The organism is Arthrobacter sp. BG5, from assembly GCF_056680155.1.
The window spans coordinates 906,727-920,453 of record NZ_CM155268.1 but is presented as its reverse complement, the minus strand read 5'-3'; the positions used below and the strand labels follow the sequence as shown (position 1 = coordinate 920,453).

The 13,727-nt window shown below is 66.0% G+C and carries 12 protein-coding genes; 10 read left to right on the top strand and 2 right to left on the bottom strand.

Annotation, left to right across the window (positions count from 1 at the left end):
* Positions 1-3 precede the first annotated feature (3 nt).
* On the top strand, positions 4-2,031 hold the full coding sequence (locus tag AC1MBE_RS04165; protein WP_479781046.1) for a DUF6541 family protein: 2,028 nt from the start codon (positions 4-6) through the stop codon (positions 2,029-2,031).
* A 94-nt stretch (positions 2,032-2,125) separates the two neighbouring features.
* Positions 2,126-3,184, top strand: a complete 1,059-nt coding sequence (locus AC1MBE_RS04160) for an ABC transporter substrate-binding protein (protein WP_479781045.1) — start codon at positions 2,126-2,128, stop codon at positions 3,182-3,184.
* 58 nt (positions 3,185-3,242) lie between these two features.
* Here AC1MBE_RS04160 and AC1MBE_RS04155 read toward each other — a convergent pair whose 3' ends face one another.
* Entirely contained in the window at positions 3,243-5,312 is a 2,070-nt protein-coding gene (locus AC1MBE_RS04155) for a DUF6541 family protein (RefSeq protein ID WP_479781044.1), read from the bottom strand.
* 189 nt (positions 5,313-5,501) lie between these two features.
* On the opposite strand from AC1MBE_RS04155, the gene AC1MBE_RS04150 reads away from it, so the two are divergent.
* The 4 genes from AC1MBE_RS04150 (at position 5,502) to AC1MBE_RS04135 (ending at position 8,653) form a co-directional block, all read left to right on the top strand.
* Positions 5,502-6,239 (top strand): glycosyltransferase family 2 protein, encoded by a 738-nt coding sequence (locus AC1MBE_RS04150; protein ID WP_479781043.1) that lies wholly within the window; start codon positions 5,502-5,504, stop codon positions 6,237-6,239.
* Positions 6,240-6,242: 3 nt separating this feature from the next.
* Entirely contained in the window at positions 6,243-6,656 is a 414-nt protein-coding gene (locus tag AC1MBE_RS04145; protein ID WP_479781042.1) for a DUF2304 domain-containing protein, read from the top strand.
* Positions 6,656-7,552: a glycosyltransferase family 2 protein gene (locus AC1MBE_RS04140; RefSeq protein ID WP_479781041.1), complete on the top strand. Its 897-nt coding sequence runs from the start codon at positions 6,656-6,658 to the stop codon at positions 7,550-7,552. Before AC1MBE_RS04145 ends, AC1MBE_RS04140 begins: the two co-directional genes overlap by 1 nt.
* Positions 7,553-7,621: 69 nt before the next feature.
* Positions 7,622-8,653, top strand: a complete 1,032-nt coding sequence (locus AC1MBE_RS04135; protein WP_479781040.1) for a hypothetical protein — start codon at positions 7,622-7,624, stop codon at positions 8,651-8,653.
* Between the two features lie 57 nt (positions 8,654-8,710).
* On the opposite strand, the gene AC1MBE_RS04130 is transcribed toward AC1MBE_RS04135, so the two are convergent.
* Positions 8,711-9,484: an acylneuraminate cytidylyltransferase family protein gene (locus tag AC1MBE_RS04130; RefSeq protein WP_479781039.1), complete on the bottom strand. Its 774-nt coding sequence runs from the start codon at positions 9,482-9,484 to the stop codon at positions 8,711-8,713.
* Positions 9,485-9,725: 241 nt separating this feature from the next.
* On the opposite strand from AC1MBE_RS04130, the gene AC1MBE_RS04125 reads away from it, so the two are divergent.
* The 4 genes from AC1MBE_RS04125 to AC1MBE_RS04110 are packed head-to-tail and all read left to right on the top strand — an operon-like array spanning position 9,726 to position 13,722.
* Positions 9,726-10,448 carry an LbetaH domain-containing protein gene (locus AC1MBE_RS04125; protein WP_479781038.1) on the top strand — a complete coding sequence of 241 codons (723 nt, stop codon included), beginning with the start codon at positions 9,726-9,728 and terminating at the stop codon, positions 10,446-10,448.
* Complete coding sequence (locus tag AC1MBE_RS04120) at positions 10,445-11,497, top strand: N-acetylneuraminate synthase family protein (RefSeq protein ID WP_479781037.1); 1,053 nt, start codon at positions 10,445-10,447, stop codon at positions 11,495-11,497. The genes AC1MBE_RS04125 and AC1MBE_RS04120 overlap by 4 nt, the downstream gene beginning before the upstream one ends.
* Before the next feature lies 1 nt (position 11,498).
* Positions 11,499-12,659 carry a UDP-N-acetylglucosamine 2-epimerase gene (gene neuC, locus AC1MBE_RS04115; protein ID WP_479781036.1) on the top strand — a complete coding sequence of 387 codons (1,161 nt, stop codon included), beginning with the start codon at positions 11,499-11,501 and terminating at the stop codon, positions 12,657-12,659.
* A 4-nt stretch (positions 12,660-12,663) separates the two neighbouring features.
* A complete protein-coding gene (locus AC1MBE_RS04110) occupies positions 12,664-13,722 on the top strand; it encodes a sugar phosphate nucleotidyltransferase (protein ID WP_479781035.1) in 1,059 nt (352 codons plus the stop codon).
* Positions 13,723-13,727 lie beyond the last annotated feature (5 nt).

Below are 13,727 nucleotides of genomic sequence, written 5' to 3'. Positions count from 1 at the left end.
CAGATGTCCTGGTTTGCGAGCCTGCCCGCGGTACTGACGGCCAGCCTGGTGTTGATCCTGCCAGGGCTCCTCCTCGGCCGTGCCCTCGGACTCAGGGCATTTGCTGTTGCCGCACTGTCACCCGTGCTCTCGATCTCGCTGGTGTCCGTTACGGGTCTGCTGGCCCCGTTCCTGAAGATCCCGTGGTCGCTGTTGCCGGTGGCCGGCCTGACCGCCGTCGCTGTCCTCGCGGCACTGGCTCTCCGGCACGTGCTGCCGGAAAGATGGCGCGGGCTTCAAACGGAGCGGCGGATCGATCCGCGGTTCTGGTGGGCCCTGGGCGGGGCGGCCCTCGGCGGCGTCATCGTTTGCGTGCGGATGGTGGATGTCATCGGGGCACCGGAGCACATCTCGCAGACGTTCGACAACATCTTCCATTTGAATGCCATCCGCTTCATCGAGGACACCGGCCAGGCGTCGTCGCTGACCCTCGGTTCCATGACCGGCGGGTCGTTCTATCCGGCGGGCTGGCATGCGTTCATCTCGCTGGTCGCCCAGACCTCCATGGCTTCTGTCCCCGTTGCGGTCAATGCCGGCAACATCGTCATAGCCGCCATCGCGTGGCCCCTGGGTTGCGTCTACCTCTGCCAGCAGGCACTGGGCCAGCGGAGGGATGGTGCCGTCATTGCGGGAATCCTGTCCGCCGGGTTCGGTGCGTTTCCCCTGCTGATGATCCACTTCGGTGTCCTCTATCCGAACCTGCTCTCGATCTCCCTGCTGCCCGCCTTGCTGGCACTCGGCGTCCAGGCCTTGGGGCTTTCGGCGGTTCCGGAGCTTCGGGGACCGCTACCCCTGGTGCTGCTGGTGCTCGCCTCGGCTGGCGTAGCCCAGGCGCATCCCAGCACCTTCCTGGCCTTCCTGGCCTTCCTCTCTCCTGCCGTCCTGTTCGTCTACATCGCCTCGGTAGTGAACTGGCGCCGGGACTGGGCCGCGAACAAGGCCAGGGCTGCCGCCTGGACCGCGGTCCTTGTCGTCGGCGCGGCGGCGGCCCTGGCGCTCTGGATCCTCGCCCGGCCATCCTTTGCGGCAGCCTTCTGGCCGCCGGTGCAGTCCATCCCGCGGGCGCTGCTGCAAGTGGCGGGCAATGCGCCGTTGGGCACCTCGCCCGCCGTCGTGATCTCACTGCTAGCCGTGGCCGGCGTCGTCCTGGCGGTCCGCAGGCGGCGCACCTGGTGGCTGATCGGTGTCCTGCTGATCGCGGCGCTGCTCTTTGTGGCAGTCTCCAGCTTCCCCGCCGGGCGGCTGCGCTACCTGCTTTCCGGTACCTGGTATAGCGACAGCTACCGGCTGGCCGCCCTGCTGCCGGTGGCAGTGATCGTGCCGGCCGCCGTTGGGGCAACCGCCGCCTGGACGTGGCTCCGGTCCCGGCTTGCCGCGGCGGGCGCGGCCGCGGTGGGCGCGGGCGCGGCTGGCGCTAGGGCAGCCGGCGACGGCGACGGTGACGGCGGTCCGTCGAGGACTCCGCTGCTGTCCCGCAAGCCCATGAAAGCGACCGTGTCGGCAGCCGGGGCCGTGGTGCTGGTGGTCCTCACCCAATTGGGCAGCGTTCCAGACATGGTCTCGCTGGCCCGCGGCAGCTATGCGCTGACGGCGAATTCGCCGCTGCTCAGCTCGGATGAAACCGCCGTATTGTCGGAACTGGACCAATTCGTTCCAGCGGATGCGGTCATCGCCTCGAATCCGGGCAACGGCAGCGCCCTCGCTTATGCCTTGGCCGGCCGGCGCACCATGCAACTCCACATCCTGACCACCAATGAAAGCCCTGACGACAAGACCATCCTGGCCCGGCTGCGAAACGCCAAGACGGACCCGGAAGTCTGCCCGGCGGTGTCACGGCTCGGCATTGGCTATGTCTTGGATTTCGGGACGCAGGAAGTCAATAACGAGCACCACCCCGCGCCCGGCTTGGCAGACCTTGAGAAGGCCGGAGTGGCCAGCGTTCTCGACCAGCACGGCGAAGCCAAACTCCTGAAATTGACCGCATGCGGCTAAACGAACCGGTCTTTTTGCCCGCGATACACTCGAAGCTGTCCAGCGGGCCCGCACCCTTGTTCACCACCGAAATACTGAGGATTCAAATATGGCCATGACGCCGCCGAATGGACCAACGACGGGCAACGCGATCGGCCGGCGCGGATTCCTCGCCGCTATTGTTGCCCTGCCCCTGGCGCTGCCCGCGTGCAGTTCCACCAAGGGCGGGGACGCCGTCGGGGTCTCAACCAGCGCGTTCCCCCTGAGCCTCACCGGCAGCTACGGTACGACGACCGTTGAGGCGCCGCCCAAGCGCGTCGTGGCGTTGAGCAGCGCCGACGCCGACACCTGCGCGGCTCTGGGTCTGGCCCCGGTGGGGATTTCCGGCTCCGCCTCCACGCCATGGTTCACGGCCGCGATGCGGGATATTAACGACGCCCCGGCGCCCTTCCTCCTGAATGACAAGGTCGCGCTGCCGTTTGACGACATCCGCAATCTTGATCCGGATGTCATTCTGGCTGTTGGGGCCAGTCTCAGCCGCGCGGACTACGAGAAGCTGTCGGAGATCGCGCCGGTTGTGTTGCCGGAGTCAGCGGGCCAAGGCTGGCGCCAGGCCACGGCGACGCTCGGGAAGGTCCTCGGCCGCAGCGACGCCGCGGCAACGCTTCAGGCGGAAACCGAGACCGCTGTCACCGACGCCGTCCGCGATTACCCCGGTTTCGAAGGCACCGAGGTGCTCTTTGCGGCAGTCTCCTCCGCTGACGGCGCCGATATCCAGATCTACCCGGAGGACTCCGTGCCGCTGGGCGTGCTGAGGGATTTCAAGCTTGTTCCGGCACCTGTACTGGCCCGGGTAGCGAAAGAAGCCCGCGCGTCCGGCGGGCAAAATTCTCCCGTGTCCTACGTGTGGCCGCACGAACGCGCGGATGAACTCGCCGCGGATATCCTTGTGGTTTCTGTGACCCTGGACGACTTCGCCAGTCTGCGTGTGGGCGGCAGGATCCCCGCGCTGTCGACAGCCAAGCAGTCCACACTGTTCTACGCCGCGGGGAGCGAGGACCAGGCCCTGCGGTCCGGATCCGCGCTGGGCGTCGCCTGGGCAGGCCGGAACATTGTTCCCGAGCTGGCGAAGTCGGCCTATGTCGAACGGCAGCGCAAGGCGGCTAAGAAGTAGGTAAGAGAGCGCAAATCAGGCGGGGACGATGTCCCCGCCTGATTTTCTTGGGTTGACCCTAGCCACAGGCAGTGACCCGGAAGAGCCGGGCACTTCCTTCGGCCTTGACCAGCTTCACGCCGGGCGCCGTGTTGTTCGCCAGGTCACGGACCCCTACGAGGGGTTCGGCCCGAGGGGTGATCTCGGTGTTGCCGAAGTCGAGTGCCCAATAGGCCTTGAGCGACTTGACGGCGGGGCAGACTGCCGAGTTGTAGGCCGCTTCGTCCCAGTGGTCGAGCAGAAGTTGTTCCTGCGGGGTCCGGATCCCGAAAATGTGCGGCGCCACGGTGCGGCGGCCGGAGAACGCATAGACAAGGGAGGCGCCGGTCCGCGGATTGCCGACCACCATCTCGTCTGCGGGAACAATGGCAGCTACCTGCTTGAGCAGCGACACCTCGTCGGTGGACAGCAGGGAAGCCGTCGGCGTCGTCGTGAAGATGGTGCTGATCCGGTTCTGCACCCCGGAGAGGGTGCCACCCTGCGCGCCGAGGCCCAAAGCGAGAAGCACAACGCAGCCCATGGCGATTCCTGAGGATGCCGGCAGGCGCCCGATCACGCCGGCTGCGGCACGGGGGAGGGAAGTCGGCCGCTCCTTGGCCATGATGATCAGGGCGCCGGTCAGTGAGCGAACACGCCAGATGATCCACTCCGCCCCCAGGACGACGACGGGAAGCGTGACGACCGGCAGCAGCGCCGCGAGCCGGAAGCTGTCCGTGTACCAGACGCCGGTGAGGAAGTTACGGAATGACCCGTTACTCCAGCTCGACACCACCAGATAGAGCACTGCTCCGACGGCGTACATGCCGGCGACCCACCAGTAGTTGCGCAGCTGACGCGCCAGAACGTACAGCCCGACGATTGTCAGGACCAGCATCACCCAGGCGGTAGTGGCCCCCATGGGAGCGCTCGCCAGGATTTCTCCGATGGCTTTGGCATTCGTCTGAAACGGCGTCCAGCCGGCGGAGCTGAGGCTCGGCCGCGCCACGATCCAGACGGCAATGGTGCCCAGCAGGTAGGCGCCCGTGAACGCCAGCCAAAGGCGCAGTGTGCGGCGGGAGCCCGAGCCGTCCCGCGCCGCGGCCCAGGAGCGGATGAGGCGGCCGACGACTACGGGCGCTGCGAAGCCGAGCAAAGCCACCAGCGTGCTTGGATGGGAGAGCGCAAGGCCTGGAACGGTGGCGGCAAGGGCCAGAACCGGTGCCAGCGGCGAGCCCGGGGGCGTGCGCGACATTCCGAGGGCTTCGATAGCCAGCCCCAGCACGGCGGGGAGCAATGAGATGGCCGCATGATTCGGGTAGAGGACACCGAAGCCGACCATGAGATAAGGGAAGCCGCTGAAGCCTGCAGACAGGATCCCGGCCGCGAGCAGGGGCATCGGCCGGTAGCCGACAATACGGCTGATCATGAATATGCACGCCAGCGGCCAGACGAGCGCGCCGGTGACGATGGTTCCGACGTTCACCGCCGCCATGACGGAGGGGGCGCCAAGCATGAGAACCAGTGCCATGGAGTCATGCATCGCCGCCGGATAGAGGCCCTTGGAGGCGGCTGTCAGGTTGCCCAGGGTCAGCGTCGAGCCGTTCTGGGTATCCGCGATGTAACGGACCGCGTTGAGGTGGTAGATATTGTCGAACGTTTCGGAGAAGCTGTCGGGGGACCCGAACCCGGCGATGTAGCGAAGGCCGATGATCGCGGCGGGGATGAGGACAGCGCCGGGAACGGCCAGGCGGGCCAGCCAGAGGCCCGTCTCCGCGGGAGAGAGCGGGAAGTTTGCCCCCAGGAAGCCGGTGAACCGGGTCCCGGCTGCCTCAGATCCGGCCGCCGACCGGCGCCGGCGGCGAAGCAACCTAAACACTGCCACGGTAGCCGCCGCGAGCACGCTGACGGCAAAGTAGCTCACCGGGTTAAAAGGGAGCTTCAAATACGGCAGGATGATGGCCGTCATGCCTGAAACGGACGCCGATACGGGGGCGGCCAGGGCCACCAGGTTCAACCGGCGAAGACCGGCAGCTGCCAGGATCATCAAACCGGGAAGGAAGTAAACCAGCGCAGTTAACACCAGTGTAGGAAGCGTTTCCCACCAAGTCATCGATCCAGTCTCCTAAGTTTCAGAGCCAACCCTACAAGCAAGCGGACTGCGTCACGAATCCGCCGAAGGGCGCCAATCCGCCGCGCGACGGCACCTTGGGGCGACCCGGGACGGGAAAGGGGCGGCAGTGGCACGTTGCTATACTTTCAAACCATGGGTAACTCACAGCGTTCCGGCGTTTTAATTGTCATGCCGGCTTGGAACGAGGCCGAGGCCATCGGCAACACCATCCGGAAAGTCCTGGCTGTAGTCCCCCAGCACGATGTCCTCGTCGTCGATGACGGCTCGAAGGACGACACCCCGAGGATTGCCCGGGAAGCGGGTGCCACGGTCCTCCGCCTACCTTTTAACCTGGGCGTCGGAGGGGCGATGCGGGCAGGATTCAAGTACGCCCTCCGCAACGGCTACACCTCCGTCATCCAGGTGGACGCGGACGGCCAGCACGATCCGCATGACATCGACCGTGTCCTGGCCGGCCTGGAGCACGCCGACATCTCGATCGGCGCCCGTTTCGCCGGCAAGGGAAACTACGGAGCCAAGGGCCCCCGCCGCTGGGCCATGTTCTTCCTCGCCAAGGTCATCTCGGCGGTTGCCGGAACCCAACTGACGGACGTCACCTCGGGGTTCCGCGCCGCGAACGAAACCGCACTGCGGCAGTACATTTCACATTTCCCGGCCGAATACCTGGGGGACACCATCGATTCGCTGGTCGTGGCGGTCAAGTCCGGCTGCCGGGTGACCCAAGTGCCCGTCGAAATGAAAGAACGGCAGGCCGGTACGCCCAGCCAGGGGCCCATCAAAGCATCCATCTATCTTGCGCGCTCGGGCCTGGTCCTGTGTTTCGCGCTGGCCCGGCGCCGGACTCCGCGCGCGGCCGAACTACATGCGCCGCTGTCCGGCGACATTGCCGGAGAGGGAAGTGCCTAAGGCATGAACGTTGCAGGTTCCTTGATTTTGTCCATCGTGATGGTGGCCGTAGTCCTCATAATGCTGCGCAACGGCCGGTTGCGGGAGAAGTACGCCATCCTGTGGCTGGTCATCGGCACGCTGACCATCATCCTGGGTATTTTCCCCAGGCTCCTCAACTGGGCCGCGGCACTTGTCGGCGTCGTCGTCCCCTCCAACCTGCTGTTCGCCCTCGCGATCCTGCTGCTCGTGGGCGTCAGCCTGCACGTTTCCCGCGAACTCACCATCCTTGAGGATGAGACCCGCATTCTTGCGGAAGAAGTCGCCATCCTGCGATCCTCCGTGGAACGGCTCCAACGGGAATCCACACCAATCCAGCCGACGGCAGGCGAGGCCGAGACGGCTTCCGCCGTGCCGCCAACCGAGAGAAGAAAATAGTGACAATTGACGTAATGTTCCCGTACTACGGGGACGTAGCCATGATGAAGGCTGCTGTTTCCTCCGTACTCGCACAGGACGACAAGGATTTCCGCTTCACGATTGTGGACGATGGCTATCCCGACGACACCCTGCCGGAATACTTTGCCGGGCTTGTGGCCGCCGACGACCGGGTCCGGTACTACCGGAACGAGGCCAACCTCGGCGCCAACGGCAACTACAAGAAGTGCGTGGGCCTGGTTGAGCATGACATCGTGGTCATCATGGGCGCCGATGACCTGATGCTGCCAAACTACCTCAGCACGGTCCGCAAGGCCTTCCAGGACCCTGAAGTCAGCATTGTCCAGCCCGGCGTCGAGGTCATCGACGAGAACGGCGCCGTGTACCAGCCGCTGGGTGACTCCGTGAAGCAGTTCCTCCGCCACAAACTGGTCGGCAAGGCATCGGAAGCGATCGTCGCCGGCGAAGCTATCGCAGAAAGCCTCATGGTGGGCGACTGGCTGTACTTCCCCTCGGTCGCCTGGCGCGCCGACGCCATCAAGAAGCACGACTTCCGTCCCCAGTACGACGTCGTCCAGGACCTCGCGCTGGCCATCGACATCACCCTCAGCGGCGGCAAGATGGCCGTCGTGGACACGGTCTGCTTCCAGTACCGCCGCCACCGGGAGTCCGACTCCTCGGTCCGGGCGCTGGACGGCCGGCGCTTCGCCGAAGAGCGCGCCTTCTTTGACGAGTGCGTCCGGGATTTCACCGCCAAGGGCTGGACCTCGGCAGCCCGGGCCGCGCGCTGGCACCTGACGTCCCGGCTGAACGCCGTGTCCCTGACGCCGAAGGTGGTCTCGAAGGGAATGTGGCCGGGCCTGCGCAAGCTGGTCACGCACGCCGTCCGGCCCTGACCATCCAAGCCCGCCGCCGGGAGCGGCGGTGGTGATCCCGACCGACAATTTAAGGTGCCGCTCAGTCCCATGGACATCCAGAACCACTACTACGGCCACTCGGCCGTCTTTGCCCTGTATTGCGGATCGCGCCGGCTCCGCCACGTGTCCGGCCTCATCCAGCACGGCTGGACCGTCAGCAGCCCGGTAACGGCCCAGTTCGGCGACTTCGCCAGTTGGGGACCTTCCCGCCGGCGGTTGTCCTGGACCAGCACGTCCCGCGGCTGGAGCCCGGAGGACGCCGGTAACTTCTTCAGCGACGGTACGCCCATGCTGGACGCCGTCGGGTCCCCGTACCTCTACCTGCTGGACGCAGCCCGCGCCACCGGGGCCGTTCCGGAACGCACCGACCGCACCCTGGTGCTGCCGCTGCACGGTACAGCGCTGCTCAAGGTGGACGGGGACCACGGTGCATACGCACAACTGGTCCGCGAGAAGGAGGGCCCGGCAACGGTGTGCCTCCACATCGACGACCTCCACAATGACGAAATCCTCAACGCATGGCGGTCCGCCGGGCACGACGTGGTCAGTGCCGGAGACCGCCGCGACCCGCAGTTCATCGGCCGGATCCTGTGGATGATGTCGGTGGCTAAGCGCGTGGTCTCGAACCGGTTGTCGACCTCGATAATGTACGCCGCGGTGAGTGGAGCCGAAGTGGCCATCTATGGGCCTGATTTCCGCCTGGGAAACAACGCCGCCGCCGATCCCGGCCTGGTGATGCGCGAGCTATGGCCGGAGTTCTATGTTGAGTCCACACCACAGCACGAACTGACGGCAATCGCCGAAGCGGAACTGGGGCGCGGGGACATGCGCACGCCAGAGGAGCTCTCGCGCCTGCTCGGGTGGGAATCCCACACAGCGGTCCCATTTCTGGAGTACTGGGCCAGCGGCCCGCTGACTAAGGCCCAAACGGTCCTGGGCCTGAAAGAAATCCCCGAAGGGGCGCATGCGACCGAGGCGGGACTCTCGCCCTGGCACTGGATCCGCCACCCGCTAAAGCATCTGCCCTCGCCCCTGCCCAAACTGCCCGAGCTGGTTGCCTACCAGCCGTTGCGGCCGTAGCCGTACCGGGGGAGCATGCGGGATCCGACCGTGACCGGGCCGGATCCCGCAGCCAACTCAGCTCTCTTGCTCCGGCACCGCCTCGTAGCCAGGCAGGGGCGACAGGCCGGTTTTGACGGCCGCTTCGACCAAGCGGAACTCGCTCTCGTCGTCGATGCTGAAGGCACGTAGCTCCGAGATCTCAATGAACCCGTGCGTCCCCTCGTCAAACCAGCTTGATTCCATTTTGCGGACGTAGTCGGCCCACCAGACGTAAAAGCTGCCGTTGATTCGAAGGAAGCGGGGGACGTCCTGGCGCCGGATGACGCCGGTGCCCTCGGGGAAATACCGCTCAAGCTCTGCGCTGTTTCCGCTCTTGGGGCGCACGCCGACCCAGATGGGGTTGAAATTCGGTTCGGAGACCGCAATAACGCCGTCCAGGCCGGTGCTGGAGTTCAGCTGGTCAACGGCTTCCAGGACGCTCTCCGCCGTCCGGGTGGGGCTTGTCGGATCCAGCAGAAGGACCATGTCGTAGGTGCAGTTGTCCAGTGCCTCCATCGTTTCCAGCGCGTGGCGCAGCACCACGGTCATGGGCGCCGTGTCATTGGCCAGCTCCGCCGGCCGAAGGAACGGAACGTCGGCGCCGGCCGCGGTCGCGGCCGCGGCGATGTCCTGGTCATCGGTGGAAACAATGCATCGAACGTTGTCTCCCAGTTGGGCTGCCAGTGCGATGGTATGGGCAATCAAGGGCTTTCCCATGAGGGGCCTGATGTTCTTGCCGGGAAGTCCCTTCGAACCTCCGCGTGCCGGAATAACTGCCAGAATCTTGGGCGTGGGAGCTTTGTCACTCATTGGTTCTGTAAACCTCATAGTCCTATGCGTTCGCCGCCGCGAAGGGGACGGCTTTGTGGCAAGCATACCTAGTGCACCCGCTGACGTGCCTGTGCGATGGCTGGCCGGACGCCGCAGTTCCGGGCCCACCCGGCGGCGACTTCAGGGCGGGGCCGCAGGCTCAAACCCCCGTGGTAGACCAATCCCAGTATGATGAGGGGGTCATCTGCCAACTCAATGTTCTAAGGCGCTGCGACTATAAATGGATGGGCAATCCCTGAAAGAAACGGCATGGCTCATCATCGGCGCCTCCGGTCACGGACGCAGCCTGGCCGCCATCATCCGTGGCCGCGGTGAGCGGATCGCCGCCGTCAGCGACCGGGCCTTCGGCCGCGCGGGCGCGCGCCCGGAAGTCCCGGCCCCGGACCTCGCCGCGTTCACTGGCAGCGACGGCATCGTGCCGGCCTGCTTTGCGGACGACGGCGATGCCCTGGACTACGCCGCCCGGCATTCCCTCGCGATCGCCGTCGGGATCGGCGACAACGGCATCCGCTCCAAGATTGTGGACGGGGTGCTGGCCGAGACCCGCTTTGCGGCTCTCGCCGTTCCGCTGGTAGCCAGCAGCGCGACCGTGGACAGCACAGCGGTCCTCGGCGCCCTCAGCCAGGTCTGCGAGCACGCCCATGTGGGTCCGCAGGCCCGGATCGGCGACGCGGCGGTCATCAACACCAGCGCCGTCGTCGAACACGACGCAGTGGTTGGAGCCGGTTCCCACATCGCTCCGGGGGCAGTCCTGTTGGGCGCCGCCGCGACGGGAATCCAAGTGTTTCTGGGCTCGGGTGCCCGCGTCCTGCCGGGCGTTTCCGTGGGGGACTTCGCGGTGCTGGGGGCAGGGGCGGTGGCGACGCGGCCGCTGGCCGGTATGACAACATATGTGGGAGTGCCCGCACAGCGACTTGTATCTACGAAAGGTCCAGCCAATTGACTCATGACCCGAATCCCAGCTCCGTAACTTTTGGCAGCCACCGCATCGGCCCTTCCGAAGAGATCTTCATCATCGCGGAGGCCGGCGTGAACCACGATGGTGATGTGGCCGTGGCCCATGAACTCATCGATCTGGCCGCCGATACGGGTGCAAACGCGGTCAAGTTCCAGACCTTCAGGCCGGAAGCCCTGGTCACGGGATCGGCCGACACCACGCCCTACCAGAAGGCCGCAGGGTTTTCGGAATCCCAGTCAGAGATGCTGGCCCGGCTCACGCTGCCACAGTCCGCCTGGGCCGAGTTGCGGGACCACTGCACCGAACGCGGCATCACCTTCCTTTCCACACCGTTCGACTACGACAGCGCCCTGATGCTGGCGGAGCTGGGTGTCCCCGGGCTCAAGATCGGGTCCGGAGAGCTCACCAACACTCCGTACCTCGCCGCGATCGCCGAGTTCGGCATCCCGATGATCGTCTCGACCGGCATGGGAACCCGCGAGGAAATCGCCGCGGCGCTCGAGGCGACGGCCAAGGCCCCAGCCACCGTGCTGCTGCATTGCGTCTCTGCGTACCCCGCGCCGTTGGAAGAAGCCAACCTCCGGGCCATTCCCGCGCTGCGCCAGGAATTCGGCGTCGAGGTCGGATGGTCGGACCATACCCCGGGATCAGTGACAGCCATCGCCGCCACCGCTCTCGGGTCGACGCTGCTCGAAAAGCACATCACCACCGACAAGACCCGCAACGGCCCGGACCACTCCGCATCCCTGGAGCGCGCGGAATTCGCAGACTACGTGCGCTTTGTCCGGGAAGCGCACCTCGCGCTGGGGGACGGCAACAAGCGGCGGATGCCCAGCGAGGAAGCCAACGCCACGCTGGTGCGCCGCTCCTTCCATGCCGTCCGCGACATCCCGGCCGGTGCCGTCATCGCGGCCGACGACGTTGCCATCCTGCGCCCCGAAGGCGGACTGTCCCCGTCCGCCCTCGTGGTGGGCCGGCAGGCCAAGCACGCCATCGCCGCCGGTTCTCCCGTAACCGGCGGGGACATCGCCTGAAATGAAGGTTCTTGCATTCGCCGGCACACGGGCGGATCTCTTTCCGCTGGGACCGGTGCTGGTCGCCCTGGCCGCCGATTCCGCAGTCGAGCTGCACGTCGCGACGGCTATCGGCTTCCCTGACGGCACGGCGCACGCCCGGCTCCTGGAGGCGGGGCTGTCGCCGGACACTTTCGTCCACCACGAACTGGGACTGTACCTGGCAGAGCCGTCGGCCGAGCGGCAGTCGCTGACCGGCGCGGCCCTGTCCGCCGGGATTGCGAAGCTGCTGCCCGAGGTGAAGCCGGACGCCGTCGTCGTACTGGGCGACCGGTGGGAACTGCTCTACGTGCTGCCTCCCGTGGTGATCAGCGGCATCCGCCTCGTCCACCTGCACGGCGGCGAGGTGACCGAAGGGGCGCTGGATGAGCGGGTACGCCACGCCGTGACCAAGCTCGCCGACCAGCACTGCGTGAGCACGGCGCAGGCCGCGCGCAGGGTTGCCCAGCTGGGCGAATCCGCCGAGCGCATCCACCAGACCGGCGCGCCGGGTCTGGACCGGTTCGCCCATCCCGAGCCGCTGAGCGACGAGGAGTTCCAGGCCGCGTTCGGTGTTCCGCTGGTGCAGCCGCTGATGATGGCCACCTACCATCCGCCGACCGCCGAAATGGGGTCGAACGCAGGCGGGCTGGCCCGGGAAGTCTTCGAGGAAACCCTCGCGCAGGCCGGCACGGCTATCCTTACCTACCCCGGTTTCGACGCCGGACGGGAAGACATCATCGCCGTCCTTGAGGAGATCCGGGACCGCCGCCTCCCGCACGTGGTTGTGCTCGAAAGCCTCGGCCCCCTATACCCCCGCGTCATGGCTACCGTGCGGGCGCTGGTGGGAAATTCTTCCTCGGGAATCCTCGAAGCGGCGTCGTTCCACGTTCCCGTGGTGAACGTCGGTGACCGTCAGCGGGGCCGGGAGTGCGGCGCCAATGTGCTGCACTGCCGGGACGAGCGGAATGAGATCCGCGCTAGTATTGGGAAGGCCCTGAGCCCGCAGTTCCAACTGATGTGCCGTAGCGTGGCCAACCCGTACGGGGATTCCCACTCCGCAGGGCCAATCGAACGCGTGATCGTGGGTAGCCCCGCCACCGGCCTGACCAAGGCTTTTGTTGACTTACCGCTGGAGAGTTGAATCTATGACCATTGACGGACCGTTGAGCAATGTCTGCATAGGACCCGATGCCACTGTGCGCCAGGCGTTGGAAGCAATCGACCGTGGTGCCTCGGCTATTGCGCTGGTCACGGGCGACGGCTGCTGCCTCCGCGGGGTCATCACCGACGGCGATATCCGCCGCGGCTTGCTCAGCGGGGCGCAGCTGGACTCGCCGGTGCTCCAGTTCGCCAACACCGAGCCGCATGTGGTCCGCCCCGAGGCAACCCGGGCGTCGGTGCTGGACCTGATGCGCAGCCTGCGGATCAGCGAGGTACCGGTCGTTGACGCCAACGGAACGCTCGTCGGTCTCCACACCCTGAACGACATCGTCGGCCGCAAACCGCTGAGCAACATCGCCGTGATCATGGCCGGAGGCAAGGGAACCCGCCTGGGTGCCCTGACGAAGGACACCCCCAAGCCGCTCATGACCGTGGCCGACCGCACCATCATCGAGTGGATCATCCTCGGCCTGGTTGAGTCCGGCATTACCAACATCTACGTTTCCGTCGCGTACCTGGCGGAGAAAATCAAGGACCACCTCGGGGACGGCTCCCAGCTCGGCTGCACCATCCGCTACCTCTACGAGGACCCCGCGACTCCGTTGAACACCGCGGGTGCGCTCGGGCTCCTGCACCACGAGGTGCCCGACATTTCCGAGCCCGTCATCGTGACCAACGCCGACCTGATGGTGCGGTACTCCGCGGCGGACCTGCTGGCCTTCCACAATTCCAAGAACGCTGCGGTAACTGTCGCCGCCCGGCCCTACACGCACCAGGTGCCCTTCGGTGTGCTCGAGATCGGCGAAGGCCGGTCCATCAGGTCGGTGGTGGAGAAACCGACCATCGAATTCGAAATCAGCACCGGAATCTACGCCGTTTCGCCCGAAGCCCTGGCGATGGTGCCCTACATGAAACCGTTCTCCATGCCCGACCTCGTCAAAGCCTGCATCGACGACACCAAAAACGTGGCCGCATGGCCCATTGAGTCCGACTGGATCGATGTCGGAACTCCCAAAGACCTAGCAACAGCGAAAGGCCAGTGATAGCC